Source organism: Pseudomonas frigoris (assembly GCF_047758635.1).
Taxonomy (GTDB): Bacteria; Pseudomonadota; Gammaproteobacteria; order Pseudomonadales; family Pseudomonadaceae; genus Aquipseudomonas; species Aquipseudomonas frigoris.
Window position 1 is genome coordinate 1,982,485 of sequence record NZ_CP180479.1, and the last position, 13,384, is coordinate 1,995,868.

12 protein-coding genes and 4 tRNA genes are annotated in these 13,384 nt (G+C 58.2%); 9 read left to right on the plus strand and 7 right to left on the minus strand.

Going from position 1 to position 13,384, the window contains the following annotated elements:
• Positions 1-13: 13 nt before the first annotated feature.
• From sugE to rdgC, 3 genes are all read right to left on the minus strand, one after another.
• Positions 14-328: a quaternary ammonium compound efflux SMR transporter SugE gene (sugE, locus tag ACMXYH_RS08995; RefSeq protein ID WP_415766873.1), complete on the minus strand. Its 315-nt coding sequence runs from the start codon at positions 326-328 to the stop codon at positions 14-16.
• Positions 329-447: 119 nt separating this feature from the next.
• Positions 448-1,413 carry a bile acid:sodium symporter family protein gene (locus ACMXYH_RS09000; RefSeq protein WP_415766874.1) on the minus strand — a complete coding sequence of 322 codons (966 nt, stop codon included), beginning with the start codon at positions 1,411-1,413 and terminating at the stop codon, positions 448-450.
• A gap of 151 nt (positions 1,414-1,564) precedes the next feature.
• Positions 1,565-2,485, minus strand: coding sequence for a recombination-associated protein RdgC (gene rdgC, locus ACMXYH_RS09005; RefSeq protein ID WP_415766875.1), 921 nt, complete (start codon positions 2,483-2,485; stop codon positions 1,565-1,567).
• Positions 2,486-2,645: 160 nt separating this feature from the next.
• Between rdgC and ACMXYH_RS09010 the strand changes: the two genes are divergently transcribed.
• From ACMXYH_RS09010 to ACMXYH_RS09025, 4 genes are all read left to right on the plus strand, one after another.
• Positions 2,646-2,721: transfer RNA gene (locus ACMXYH_RS09010), tRNA-Val, on the plus strand.
• 19 nt (positions 2,722-2,740) lie between these two features.
• Positions 2,741-2,817, plus strand: a tRNA-Asp gene (locus tag ACMXYH_RS09015).
• A 199-nt stretch (positions 2,818-3,016) separates the two neighbouring features.
• Positions 3,017-3,092 (plus strand) — tRNA-Val (locus ACMXYH_RS09020).
• A 19-nt stretch (positions 3,093-3,111) separates the two neighbouring features.
• Positions 3,112-3,188: transfer RNA gene (locus tag ACMXYH_RS09025), tRNA-Asp, on the plus strand.
• 144 nt (positions 3,189-3,332) lie between these two features.
• On the opposite strand, the gene ACMXYH_RS09030 is transcribed toward ACMXYH_RS09025, so the two are convergent.
• A complete protein-coding gene (locus tag ACMXYH_RS09030) occupies positions 3,333-4,463 on the minus strand; it encodes a catalase family protein (RefSeq protein ID WP_415766876.1) in 1,131 nt (376 codons plus the stop codon).
• Positions 4,460-6,268, minus strand: coding sequence for a di-heme-cytochrome C peroxidase (locus tag ACMXYH_RS09035; protein WP_415766877.1), 1,809 nt, complete (start codon positions 6,266-6,268; stop codon positions 4,460-4,462). Before ACMXYH_RS09035 ends, ACMXYH_RS09030 begins: the two co-directional genes overlap by 4 nt.
• A gap of 269 nt (positions 6,269-6,537) precedes the next feature.
• Between ACMXYH_RS09035 and ACMXYH_RS09040 the strand changes: the two genes are divergently transcribed.
• The 5 genes from ACMXYH_RS09040 to ACMXYH_RS09060 all read left to right on the plus strand — a co-directional run bounded on the left by ACMXYH_RS09040 (position 6,538) and on the right by ACMXYH_RS09060 (position 9,247).
• Positions 6,538-7,254 (plus strand): FKBP-type peptidyl-prolyl cis-trans isomerase, encoded by a 717-nt coding sequence (locus tag ACMXYH_RS09040; RefSeq protein WP_415766878.1) that lies wholly within the window; start codon positions 6,538-6,540, stop codon positions 7,252-7,254.
• Between the two features lie 294 nt (positions 7,255-7,548).
• On the plus strand, positions 7,549-8,004 hold the full coding sequence (locus ACMXYH_RS09045; RefSeq protein ID WP_129437359.1) for a YkvA family protein: 456 nt from the start codon (positions 7,549-7,551) through the stop codon (positions 8,002-8,004).
• 113 nt (positions 8,005-8,117) lie between these two features.
• A complete protein-coding gene (locus ACMXYH_RS09050; RefSeq protein WP_129437358.1) occupies positions 8,118-8,459 on the plus strand; it encodes a helix-turn-helix domain-containing protein in 342 nt (113 codons plus the stop codon).
• Positions 8,456-8,827: a hypothetical protein gene (locus ACMXYH_RS09055; RefSeq protein WP_003223109.1), complete on the plus strand. Its 372-nt coding sequence runs from the start codon at positions 8,456-8,458 to the stop codon at positions 8,825-8,827. The genes ACMXYH_RS09050 and ACMXYH_RS09055 overlap by 4 nt, the downstream gene beginning before the upstream one ends.
• Positions 8,828-9,247 carry a sel1 repeat family protein gene (locus ACMXYH_RS09060; protein WP_415766879.1) on the plus strand — a complete coding sequence of 140 codons (420 nt, stop codon included), beginning with the start codon at positions 8,828-8,830 and terminating at the stop codon, positions 9,245-9,247.
• A 34-nt stretch (positions 9,248-9,281) separates the two neighbouring features.
• Here the strand turns inward: ACMXYH_RS09060 and ACMXYH_RS09065 are convergent, their stop codons facing one another.
• Together ACMXYH_RS09065 and ACMXYH_RS09070 are read right to left on the minus strand one after the other, a co-directional pair.
• Positions 9,282-11,072, minus strand: coding sequence for a bifunctional diguanylate cyclase/phosphodiesterase (locus ACMXYH_RS09065; protein WP_415766880.1), 1,791 nt, complete (start codon positions 11,070-11,072; stop codon positions 9,282-9,284).
• Between the two features lie 148 nt (positions 11,073-11,220).
• Positions 11,221-13,302, minus strand: coding sequence for a carboxy terminal-processing peptidase (locus tag ACMXYH_RS09070; RefSeq protein WP_165353228.1), 2,082 nt, complete (start codon positions 13,300-13,302; stop codon positions 11,221-11,223).
• Positions 13,303-13,384: the final 82 nt, after the last annotated feature.

A 13,384-nucleotide genomic window follows, 5' to 3' on the forward strand; every position in this document is an offset into this window, starting at 1 on the left:
TGACAGCAATCAGTCAGGCGCTGATCTTCAGTCCGACCAGCCCGGAAATGATCAGCGCCACACTGGCGAGCCTGAACAGCGCCATGGATTCACCGAACAGAATGATCCCGGCAATTACCGTCCCGACCGCACCGACACCCGTCCAGATCGCGTAGGCCGTGCCCAGCGGCAATTCCTTCATGGCAAGGCCCAGCAAGCCAAGGCTGATGGCCATGGCGGCAACGGTCAATGCGGTGGGGAGAGGGCGGCTGAAGCCATCGGTGTATTTCAGGCCGACGGCCCAGCCAACTTCGAACAGGCCGGCGAAAAACAGAATGATCCAGGGCATGAGAGACCTCCATCGATTGACGGGGTCGTCCCCAGATTAATGACTCGATCGAGCCGCGAGGTCGTCCTCGCGTTGCACAATAGAGTGCCCATCATTAACCCGGGGATCAAGTTTTCGGATCAGTCGATAGCCTGCTGAGCCGCTGTTTCCCGATCTTCTTTCTCACTCATCCGGCGGAAATACGTCGAGAGCAGCGCCCCGGAGATGTTGTGCCAGACGCTGAACAACGCACTCGGCACCGCCGCCAGCGGCGAGAAGTGCGCACTGGCCAGGGCCGCACCCAGCCCGGAGTTCTGCATGCCGACTTCCAGCGCCAGGGATTTACGCTGGGCCAGTGGCAACTTGAACAGCCTCCCGGTGAAGTAACCCAGCAGATAGCCGAAGCTGTTGTGCAGCATCACCACGGCCATGATCAACAGGCCGGATTCGGCGATCTTCGCCTGGCTGGCGGCCACCACCGCGGTGACGATGATCACGATGCTCACCACCGAGATCAGCGGCAGCACGTCCACCGCGTGGCAAACCCGATCACCCAGCAGGCGCTGGGCAACCACGCCAAGCACGATCGGCAACAGCACCACTTGCAGGATCGACCAGAACAACTCCATGAACGAAACCGGCAACCAGGCTGAGGCCAACAACCAGATCAGCGCCGGGGTCAGCAGCGGGGCAAGGAGGGTGGTGACAGCGGCGATGGCTACCGACAGCGCCAGATCGCCGCGGGCCAGCCAGGTCATCACGTTCGACGAGGTGCCGCTAGGGCAGCAGCCGACCAGGATGACGCCGACAGCGATCTCCGGCGGCAAGTGGAAAGCCTGGCAAAGCAACCACGCCACACCGGGCATGATCACGAAATGCGCAACCACGCCCAGGGCCACGCGCCATGGATGGCGAGCGACTTCGGCGAAGTCTTCGAGTTTGAGGGTCAGGCCCATGCCGAACATCACCAGGCCCAACAGCGGCACGATCGCGCCCTTCAGGCCGATGAACCAGGTCGGTTGCAGGAACGCCACGACGGCGAAAATCAGTACCCAGTAAGCGAAGGTGTTGCCGACAAAACGACTCAATGCAGCCAGTGCACGCATGGCCTGATCCTTGTTATTCGTATTCGAAAATTACGCAGGCCCAATGTGGGAGCGGGCTTGCTCGCGAAGGCGTCCTGACAGTCAACATCATCGCTGAATGTCAGTCCCTATTCGCGAGCAAGCCCGCTCCCACATTAGCAATCACCAGCCTTTAGATCCCCTGCGGAGTCTCTTCACCGCCCAACGCTTCAATCAGCGCCGGCAGGAAGTCGCCGAAGGTCAGCATCATCAGGGTGAAGCTGGCGTCCAGTTGGCCGAGGGCTTCTTCGCCACCGTCCTGTTCCGCCTGGTCTTGCAGCAGGTCTTCGAACTTCAGGCGCTTGACCACCATCTTGTCGTCAAGCACGAAAGACAGCTTGTCTTGCCAGGCCAACGACAGCTGAGTGACCACTTTGCCGGTGCTCAGGTGCAGCTGGATTTCTTCGCTGGTCAGGTCCTGGCGCTTGCAACGCACGATGCCGCCGTCTTCGTGGGTATCACGCAGCTCGCACTCGTCCAGCACGAAGAAATCGTCCGCAGCTTTCTGGGTGGTGACCCATTCAGTCATGGTCGCGGTAGGGGACATCTTCACGGTCAGCGGACGTACCGGCAGCGTGCCGATGACTTCACGCAGGGTGGACAACAGGTCTTCGGCACGTTTCGGGCTGGCCGAGTTGACCAGGATCAGGCCCTGTTTCGGCGCGATGGCAGCGAAAGTCGACGAACGACGAATAAAGGCGCGCGGTAGGAAGGCCTGGATGATTTCATCCTTGATCTGATCGCGTTCCTTTTTGTAGACCTTGCGCATTTGTTCGGCTTCGATCTCTTCGACCTTTTCCTTCACCGCGTCACGCACGACGCTGCCCGGCAGAATGCGCTCTTCTTTACGCGCGGCGATCAGCAGGAAGTCGCCGCTGATGTGCACCAGCGGAGCATCTTCGCCCTTGCCGAATGGCGCGACGAAACCGTAGGTGGTCAACTCCTGGCTTGCACATGAACGCGCCAGTTTGGTGGCCAGTGCAGTTTCCAACGCCTCGGCATCAAAAGGCAGATCTTGGGTCAGGCGATAGATAAGCAGGTTTTTGAACCACATGGGGCGAGTCTCTCCTTTATACAAAGGGGGGCATTATTCTCTTCGCGGCGCCATAGGCCAACCCTTCTCTAAGCCTTTGGAAGGCCTGAAAAAATTAATTAAAAAAGTGCTTGCCAGAGATGTGGTCGCTCCGTAGAATGCGCGCCACACCGAAAGTGAAGGGTGATTAGCTCAGCTGGGAGAGCGTCTGCCTTACAAGCAGAATGTCGGCGGTTCGATCCCGTCATCACCCACCATTCGCTTCCAGTGTTACGCGCAGCGGTAGTTCAGTCGGTTAGAATACCGGCCTGTCACGCCGGGGGTCGCGGGTTCGAGTCCCGTCCGCTGCGCCATATTCGGTTATCTGGAACGCTGAACGCCAGGTCACCACGGAAAAGCCCGCTTAACGCGGGTTTTTTTCTGTCCAACGTTTGTAAGTTGTTCCTGCAGGTCGCGTCGTTTTATGGGTTTTCAGATTTTTTTGAAAATTATTCAATTAAATCAACACTTTATGAAAATCTGTGGCACAATGCGCCCCGCAACGAAGGTAAAGGGTGATTAGCTCAGCTGGGAGAGCGTCTGCCTTACAAGCAGAATGTCGGCGGTTCGATCCCGTCATCACCCACCACTTACTTTCAACGCTACGCGCAGCGGTAGTTCAGTCGGTTAGAATACCGGCCTGTCACGCCGGGGGTCGCGGGTTCGAGTCCCGTCCGCTGCGCCATATTCGGTCACCTGGAACGCTGAACGCCAGGTCACCACAGAAAGCCCGCTTAATGCGGGCTTTTTGCTGTCTGGGGTTTGGCTTCTGCCGAGGCTCCACCGAGAAAGCGACCTTTGGGTCGCTTTCTTTCGTTCTGCCTTCTTATCATTCGGCGTTGCGGCTGTGTCGGTAGTCGCTCACTGCTTCATACACGGCTTTGCGCAACCGGTTTATACCGCCAATAGGGCGATGAGCCTCAAGGCCAAACCATGGGTTGAACGACTGGTTATCGCATTGCACGTTCAGCGCAGGCGTATCGAAGTCCTGGGCGGGTACGTTGATCCGCGCTACGGTCTCGAACAGGGCATCGTTTTCCTGCCACTCAATGCTCGTGTCTTCGATCGGCATGTACTTGGCCGGGTCCTGGCGCTGTATCTGCAGGACGAAACAGGCCGGCATCCGGTCGGTCGACAGTTGCTGGTTCAGCGCATTGCGCAAAAAGTTCGGCAACTTCTGGTTTTGCGCAGGCAGGGTGTAAGTCGGGCAGTTTGCCGGATCGGGCATGACGCGGAACTTGGCATTGGCTTCGCCGAATTTGTAGGGCGAAACCGAAAAGTAAGTCGTCTGGGTCGGGCTTTCCGGGGCGGGTGACAGTGTCGCCAGCGCGATAAACAGATGGCGAACCTGCCAGGTCCGTGGGTCCCAACCCGGAAAGAACGCCATCAGCTTCTTGCCGTCAGCCTGTGCGGCTACATTTTGACGGTACTCGGCGACATCGCTGACGAAGAAATTCGGATGGCTGAACATCACGAAGTCCTGTTCACCACGACTCTGTTGATCACGCAGCAGCTGTTTACCGGGCACATCGAGCAATTTGATCGCCATGCCCCGTGCATCGCGGATGCTGTCGAACTGCGGGTAGGCATTACCGTTGGACAGCCGCATCGTTGCTTGCCAGGTTTTGCCGGGTTCGCTGAACACACCCTGACGCAGTTCAACCGCCAGATCCGGCAGCACCTGAACCTCGGCCTTCACGCAGCCATGGGCCTTGGCATGGGCGTCGCGCAGGTAGCGGGTGCTTTCACGGTGCTGATCGACGATGCGCACGGCGGTCTGGATGATGTCTTGAGTCATCGCTGATTCGCCATCCGGAATCAGTTCTTCAGCCGAAACCGGGCCGCTGTGCTGCCAGGCGAACCACGCCGTGGCCAGTGCCCAGCCGAGCAATCCAAGGCCTAGCGACCACAGCAGGGTTTTGCCGAGAAAGGCGCTAAAACGCATCCAGAGTCTGCTCATGGCAATTGCGCCTCCAACGGGCCGCCCAACACTTTCAGATACTCCAGCAGCGCCCAGCGCTCTTCTGGTTGCAGCAGGCGACCGATGACGCCGTTGCCACGCTTGCCTGCGCGGAATTCGTGGCCGCTGTTGTGATTGCCGGTGATGCGTGTGTCGAACATGAAGCCATTGGTGAAGGCCTCGGTGCGATAGCCGAGGTGCCTCGGGTCGTACTCGAAAGTGCCTTTATAGAAGGTGGTTGCGCGTTCATCCTGGGGCGAGAGCAACTGATAAATGCTCGGCACCGAACCGTTATGCAGAAATGGCGCGGTGGCCCAGACTCCCGCCAATGGTCGCGCCTTGTAGGCGCGCAATTCACGCACGCCAATCGGCAGGCCGAATCCATCCATGTCCGGTCGTTCGGCCGCAGGAATGTTTGCTTCACGGAAGGCCCGGTTTCCGACGAAAGCGGTGACGTAGGCCAACCCTTTAGCCGACGAGAGCTTGCTCAAATCCAGCGATTCAACGGGCGTCGGCTGCAATTGCACATCCAGCTGCGCCAGCTCTGCCGGGTCCCATTGCAAGGCTGTGAGGTCGAAGCGATGGTCGGCGATGTTATTGGCCGCGCCCGGGTCTGTGCCGATGAACTTCACGGGCAGCATTTTCAGATGTTGCACCCAGCGCCCGTCGCTTTGGACCGATCGAGGTACATGGCAGCCGGCGCAGTTCTCGGTGAATAATTCGCGACCTTTTGCGGCCTGGGTTTTATCGATGGCGCCCAGCAGTTCTTCTGGCCAGGCTGGCGGTTTGAGCCGTTGCAGGGTTTGTTCGATCAGGTGCAGATCGCGTAAGCGGACACTGGACGGATAACGGGCGTCTCCTTTAAGCGGTTGGCCATTAGCGTCGAAGAAATTCAGCGTGGCTCCCACACCCAAGGCCTCACCGATGTTGCGGGCCATTGGTTGCTGCGCCGAACCGTTCCACTGCACCCAGTCGAAGGTCCACATGTCCCACAGTTGCGGATAGTCGACCGGAGCGTTGGCCACACGGTAGTTGGCGGGGGAAATCGCATCGCCGAAACTGGCGTTGGCAATGCGCCCGAAAGCGTCGGTGCGGCCGGGGCCTTCTTCGGTGGGATAGAGCCCGCGATGGGTGTCGTTCCAGGCCACCTTCAAGAAGGTGTCGAGCGAGACTTTGACGTCTTTGCGCAGTTGTTGATGCCGGGCATCGTAGTCCTGGCCCAATACGTTGCGTGCGAAACGTTCGAATTTCCACGGGTTGTAGTAAGTCGACGTCAGGCTCGCTACCAGCGCTTGCCCGAAACTGCCGCCGCGCAACGTAGGAACGCTGGATGGCAGAACGTGTTGCGCCGAACCGCCATCGATGCGCACGGCCTGGCCGTTAAAGCGCAGTTCGCCGGTGTGGCAGGCGGCGCAGGTAATGTCCAGAAACTCGTCCTGGCTTCCAGGATTTTGATGACGGGCAAAACCTACGGGAAGATTGCCGGGGTTGTTTGGTGTGGGTCTCTGGCTGGGGTCGATCAGAAAACCGAAGCGGGCGAGGTATTCGGGAGCGGCGAATCGCTGTTGCGAGAACGGTAATTCGAGGGCCTTGAACCAGTCATAGCGCAAGCCTTTGACCTGAGTACCCTGGGGCGTGAAGTAGTAAGTCTCGCGGTCGTTGGCGCTCCATTGCTCCAGGTAATGCACCTGCTGCACGGGTGACCAGGCCGGCAGTTTCGGGTTGGCGACGTAGTACAGAGCCACGGCGAGGCCCAGCCCCAACAGGACTGCGAACAGAACCAGCAAGCGAAAGAAGAGGCGCAAGATAAACATCCGTGTCGATTTGAAGCTCCCTTATGCCTCAGCACCTGAGGTGCGGCAAGTGGCCATTACGCCAGATGCTGGGGTTCTGCTATCGGTCTCTGTGAGCACAAGATGACAGAAGCTTCATCAGCCCAATCCCGAAATGCGTTAAAACACCTGAACTTATCAGATGTTTCCTGCTCTCATGCCGGTAGCCATTGGTCGTGGCCGCCTGATAAGCTCGCGGCTTTAATTCGATTGCCCTTTAGGCGCATGAACAAGGAAATAGCATGAAACAGCATCGGTTGGCGGCGGCGGTGGCCCTGGTTAGCCTGGTACTTGCGGGTTGTGATTCGCAGACCAGCGTAGAGCTGAAAACCCCGGCGCAAAAAGCTTCCTACGGGATTGGCCTGAACATGGGCAAGAGCCTGGCTCAGGAAGGCATGGATGATCTGGACTCCAAAGCCGTAGCCCAAGGCATCGAAGATGCCGTCGGCAAGAAAGAACAGAAGCTGAAGGATGACGAACTGGTCGAAGCCTTCGCAGCACTGCAAAAGCGTGCTGAAGAGCGTATGGCCAAAATGAGCGAAGAGTCGGCAGCTGGCGGCAAGAAATTCCTCGAAGACAACGCCAAGAAAGCCGGTGTAACCACCACCGCTTCGGGCCTGCAGTATGAAGTGGTCAAGAAAGCCGATGGCGCACAGCCTAAGCCGACCGACGTAGTGAGCGTTCACTACACCGGCACCCTGACCAACGGCACCGTTTTCGACAGTTCCGTCGAGCGTGGCAGCCCGATCGATCTGCCGGTCAGCGGTGTGATTCCGGGTTGGGTCGAAGGCCTGCAACTGATGCACGTTGGCGAGAAGTACAAACTGTACATCCCTAGCGAACTGGCTTACGGCGCCCAAAGCCCAAGCCCGGCGATTCCAGCCAACTCGGTGCTGGTATTCGACCTGGAACTGCTGGCAATCAAGGATCCAGCAAAACAAGACGCCGCTACCAAGTAATCAGCGTCTGCTCTAAAAACAACGCCCCGCTTATGCGGGGCGTTGTTGCATCTGGCGTTCAGCGAAGGTAAACAAAGCGAACGGATGCTGTAGGCTGGAGTCATAGCCATTGAGGGCGCCCGCACTAGCCGCGCCAGAGCGCCAAGTCAATGAAATCTTGGGTTTTTTTATGTGAGTAAAAAACGCCCGATCTGAGTTAAGCCCTTATGAAACGGGGCTTTCAGCCGTGAAAAGCAGCTCTGTTCACAAGGTTATCCACAATTTGTGTGGATAACATTTCAGTGGGAGGAAATGATGAAAACACCTTGGAGTTTCGCTCGTTTCCTGCCTCTGGCCGGACGCCTGCTGGCGCGTGGACGTTTGCCGACCTTACTCTTCGCGGTGGCCAGCAAAGGAGCCAGCCAGGGTAATCGGCTAGGCAAGCTCAAGGATGATCTACGCCTGTTGCAGGCACTCTGCCTGGCTTATTGGCGCGGTGAGTATCGGGCCATCAGCCCCAAAGCCCTGATATCGGTCGTGGCAGGCCTGATGTACTTCCTCAGTCCGGTGGATGCCATTCCTGATTTCATCCCAGTGTTCGGCATGCTCGATGACATCGCGGTGCTGGCCTGGCTGATGAAAGTTCTCGACGATGAACTCAACGCCTTCCGCGTCTGGCGCAAGCGTCAGTTGCCGGAAAAGCTTGCGGTGGTCGAACGCCTTCCCGATACACCGGAACAACTTCAGCTTCAGGGGCCGAAAAAAAACTGAACTGATTCAATCTCATCCACAGATTGATACCCCCGCGACCTTGGCCGCTGTTAGGATTACACTTCTAGGGAAAAGTGCCGACTCGCTAAGTGTTGTTGTCCTACGGGGTAGTCATGGATATTCAGATAATTACACGCGAAGGAGAGCCCGAGTATGCGGTTCTGCCATGGGCTCAGTATCAGGCTCTACTAAAAGCAGCAGGCATCAGTGAACAACCGTCGCGGGTCGCCCCAGAGCGTCACGCGGCAACACCCGACCAGATTCTTCCGGGTCTGGATCAACTACGCAGTTTGCGCGAAGGGAAGGGCATCGCCATTGAGGCGTTGGCCCGCACGGTAGGCATCAGCCCGTCCTATCTGGCCTTGATCGAAAGTGGCGAGCGTCTACCCGACGCTGCGATTCGCCGCAGCCTGGCCTGGGAATTGACGGTGCCAGGGTGGAGGGATGAATCGTGAGCGTACGCATCAGTCGTCAACATTGGGACGGGTTGCTGGGCGAACTGGATCAGGCGCGTCGCCAGCGTCATCTTCTGACATACCGGGCGTTGCTCGAACGTTTGCAACTGCCCACACCGGCCATGCAAACCTTGACCGCTGCGCTTGAACATCTCGCCGCGCTGGACGCCAAGGCCGAGCAGCCATTGCGCAGTTCGCTGGTGATCAGCCAGGGCGCCAGCCGCCTGCCGCGCACCGGATTCTTTGAATGTGTCGAACGTCTGGGGCGTTTCTCCGGCCCGTCCGATGGGGTGGCCGCAGCGTCCTGGCATGCCTCGGAAGTGGTGCGGGTGTTCGAATACGAGTACCCGGAATCGGCGGAGGCCTGAGTGTTTTTAAAACTCAAGTCGAGGGCCAGCTACTGGCTGGCTCGCCGCTTGTTTCACTGGTCATGGTTTGTGCGCCAACCGCGTGGCTGGAGCTGGCTCGAAGGCCAGTTCGCACGCATGGCGAACCTGGGTGATGTTGGCGCCCAGAGCTTCTACGGCCACATCCTGACCTTTCGTGGCGTCGGCCTTGGCGCTCGCGAAGAGGGAGTGCGGTTGCTGCGTCTGGCGGCGTTGGCGGGGGACGGCAAGGCGGCGTATCAAGTTGGCGTGATCAGTATCGCCGGAACACCGAGCAAGGCGCCGGATGCGGTTGAAGCTGCGCGGTTTTGGGAGATTGCTGCGAAGGCTGGGCATCCGCTGGCCGAGCTTAAACTGAAAGAGTTGGCGTCTCGCGGTTCCGAGGCACCGCCCTCAATCTGAGTTGGCAGAACCGGCGTCATCGCGAGCAGTTCTATCAACGATGCCCTATGAACAACTCCTCGTGCTGCCCCGGCACCGCCAGACTATCGATCACATGCACGCTATACCCCGGCACATTTTTCGCGTGATGCTTGGCCTGCGATGCCATCTCTGCCAACTGGCTTGCATCGAGTTGTCCACAGGCCTGTGGATGTAAATGCACCACGCCGATCGACAGTGACAGCAATGCAAACTCCTGGCGCACACCCTGACGGTTTGGGGCGATGAAGCAGCCGGCTTCCAGATGTTCGCTGCGATAAAAGCGGCGGCATTGGCTCTGGAAGTCGTCCAGCAACTGGTTCAAGCGTTTGCGCCAGTCTTCCGGGCCGAGCACCAGCAGGAAGTCATCGCCGCCGATATGGCCGACAAAGTCGCGGGAAGGGTCGACGCGGTCATTCAGGCATTGCGCCAGGCTTAGCAGGACTTCGTCCCCACGGCCGTAGCCGTAGATATCGTTGAAGGGTTTGAAACTGTCGATGTCGACGTAGCAGATCACCGACTCCCGTTGCTGTTGCAGCAGTCGCGTCAGGCATTGCTGGATCGGCACGTTGCCCGGCAGCAGGGTCAGCGGGTTGGCGTAACGGGCTTGCTGGATCTTCAGTTCGGTAATCAGTTTGAGTACGTCGATCACTCGGCCCAATCCCAGGTAACCGCCGTTGAGGGTGATGATGAAGTCTTCTTCGATGCGTTGCCGCGCGCGGCTGGTGATCAGTCGGCTCACTTGTTGCAATGACTGGCTCATCTCAACGGCGAGGAAGTCATCACTCATTAAACGGCTGATCGGCTTGCGGGCGAACAAGTCGGTGGCAAAAGGTTTGAGCAGTGCATCGGAGAGCGAATGCCGATGGACGATGCCGCAGGGCTGACCTTGCTCGTCGAGCACCGCCAGAGAGTTCAGGTTGGCCTGGCGGCGAAAGGCTTCCAGCACCGTGGCGGTCGGTGTATCGCGACCCACTGCCGGTTGGTCTTTGAGCAAAGCGCTAAGGTCGCTGACTTCATCATTCAACGCCACCACTGCGCTTTCCCGTTTGGGCATCAGGGCTCGGGCATCACGAGGTGGATGTTCCTGGGGGCGGCAGAGCAGATAACCCTGAACCAGATCGACGCCCATCTCGGTCAGTACCGCGAGTTCTTCCGGCAGCTCGATACCTTCTGCGATCACTTGTGCCCGCGAGGCCTTGGCGATTTGCAGGATCGAGCCGACGAATTCGCGCTTGAGGGCGTCCTGGTGAATGCCGTCGATGAAGTGTCGATCAATTTTCACGTAGTCCGGACGCAATTCAGACCACAGCCGCAAACTCGAATAGCCTGCGCCCAGATCATCCAGAGCAATGGAAAATCCCATCGCTCGATAGTGATGCAACGCGGTTTGCAGCAGCTCGAAATCATCGGTCGGGGTTTGTTCAGTCAGTTCTATCACCACCTGACTCGGCGATATGCCGAAATCCTGCAGCAGTTGCAGGGTGCGCCCGGGTTGGTGGGCGGCTTCGAGCAGGGATTCAGGGGAAACGTTGAGGAACAGTTTGCCGGGCAGTTGCTGCTCGTTGAAACGTCGGCAGGCGCTTTGACGGCAAGCGATTTCCAGCTCGCTCAGGCGCCCAGCCTGACGGGCGACGGCGAACAGTGCGAGGGGGGAGTGCAGTGGACTGTTGGAGGGGCCGCGACTAAGTGCTTCGTAACCGAGAATGCGTCGCTCAGAGAGGGAAATGATCGGCTGGAACAAGCTGTGCAAACCGCTTTGAGCCAGTATGGAACTCAAGGCACTCAGCTGTTCTGTGGTGGTCATGGCTTTCTCTGGCGATAAAAAAGGACTGGGAGCACTCTCTTGGATAAAGAGGGGCTCCCAGTCCTTTATTTCACGACAGAATGATGACTGTATGATGACGCTCCGGGGAGCGTCAGCATTAAATTGCCATCATCTTGCTTGTAACAACTTAGTGCTTGGCTACCGTGGTATTGAGTTTCAGGTAGTCCAACAGAATCCGCCCGGTTTCGCTCAGGTAGGCATCGTCTTCCGGTTTGGTCTTGTCCGGCTCGGCCGCAATAGCATCCTCGTCTTCTTTCTTCAGCTCTTTGAGCGGTTCTTCGCCCTTGGCCTTGCGACGAATGTTTTCCATGACCAGTTGCTTGGCTTCTATGTCGGCGTGTTGCTTACGACGATCGACTTCGTTGAGGCTGACGGTTTTTTCTTCCATCAGCTTCTGGGCCAGGGCCAACTTGTCGCGGATAAACACAAACTCGGCGTCTTTGGCCGAGCGTGCGTCATGCTCGGATTTAAGCTGCGAGATGTAAGGCTTGAACGGGTCGACCGCAGGCTTGATGGCCGCACGGATGGTGTCCCACGGCATGGCTTCTGGCAGTGCGCTTTCGCCGATTTCCTTGGTGTCGATGATCGACGGGTAATCGATGTCCGGCAGTACGCCCTGATGCTGGGTGCTCTGGCCGGAAACCCGGTAGAACTTGGCCAGAGTCAGTTTCAGTTCGCCATGGTTCAGCGGCTGAATGGTCTGCACGGTGCCTTTGCCGAAGGTCTGGCCGCCGATGATCAACGCGCGGTGATAGTCCTGCATGGCGCCGGCAAAAATTTCCGAAGCCGAGGCAGACAAGCGGTTGACCAGCAACGCCATCGGCCCTTTGTAGAAGGCACCCGGGTTTTCATCTTCCAGCACATCGACCCGGCCATCGGCGTTACGCACGAGAACGGTCGGACCTTTGTCGATGAACAGACTGGTCAGCTCGGTGGCTTCCTGCAGGGAACCGCCGCCGTTGTTGCGTAGATCGATGACCACGCCGTCGACCTTGTCTTTCTGCAACTCGGTCAGCAGTTTCTTGACGTCGCGTGTGGTGCTCTTGTAATCCGGATCGCCAGCACGGAAAGCCTTGAAGTCCAGGTAGAAGGCCGGGATCTCGATGACGCCAAGCTTGTAGTCCTTGCCGTCCTGTTTCAGGTTGAGGACCGACTTCTTCACCGCCTGGTCTTCAAGCTTCACCGCTTCGCGGGTGATCGGGACGATCTTGCTGGACTGGTCGTTCGGCGCATTGCTGGCCGGGATCACTTCCAGGCGCACCACGGTGCCTTTCGGCCCACGGATCAGCTTGACCACTTCGTCCAGGCGCCAGCCGACCACGTCGACCATCTCTTTGTTGCCCTGGGCAACGCCGATGATCTTGTCGGCCGGTGCGACTTGCTTGGTCTTGTCGGCCGGGCCTGCAGGCACCAGACGCACGACTTTCACCTGGTCGTTGTCGCTCTGCAACACGGCGCCAATGCCCTCGAGGGACAGGCTCATGTTGATGTCGAAGTTTTCCGCGTTATCCGGCGACAGATAGTTGGTGTGCGGGTCGTAGGACATGGCGAAGGTATTGATGTACGCCTGGAAGATGTCTTCCGGGCGGGTCTGGTCCAGGCGCGCCATTTGATTCTTGTAACGCTTGGTCAGGGTTTCCTGAATCTGCTTGGAGTCCTTGCCCGCGATCTTCTGACGCAGCACTTCGTCCTTGACGCGTTTGCGCCACAAGTCGTCGAGTTCTGCGGTGGACTTGAGCCAAGGGGCGTCCTTGCGATCGATCAGCAAGGTTTCCTTGGCGGTGAAGTCGATCTTGTCGACGCCTTTGTTCAACTCGGCAAGGGCGAAGTCCAGACGGGCTTTGACGCGGTCCAGGTAGCGCTTGTAGATGGTGAACCCGGCATTCAGGTCGCCGCTTTTGAGGAAGTCGTCAAACTGGGTTTTCCACTTGTCGAATTCGGCAATGTCGCTGGCCATGAAGTAGCTGCGCGACGGGTCCAGCAGCTTGAGATAGCTGTCATAGATGATCACGGAGCGCGCGTCATCGAGCGGCGGCTTGCTGTAGTGGTGGCGCTTGAGCAACTCGACGACGTTCAGGCTGGCGATCACTTCGTCACGATCAGGCTGAAGCTTGTCCCAGCTATTGGCTGCAAACGAATTGGTCGACATCGGCAATAGACCGATACCAATGAATAGGGCTAGGGCGGTGCTGGGGAAAAAATGCTTCATGCTGATTCGACGCGGGGACAATTGATCACGCATATTAGGCCGTCTTTGAAGTCGCCGGTACCACCAGGTTCTGTACGAAAAC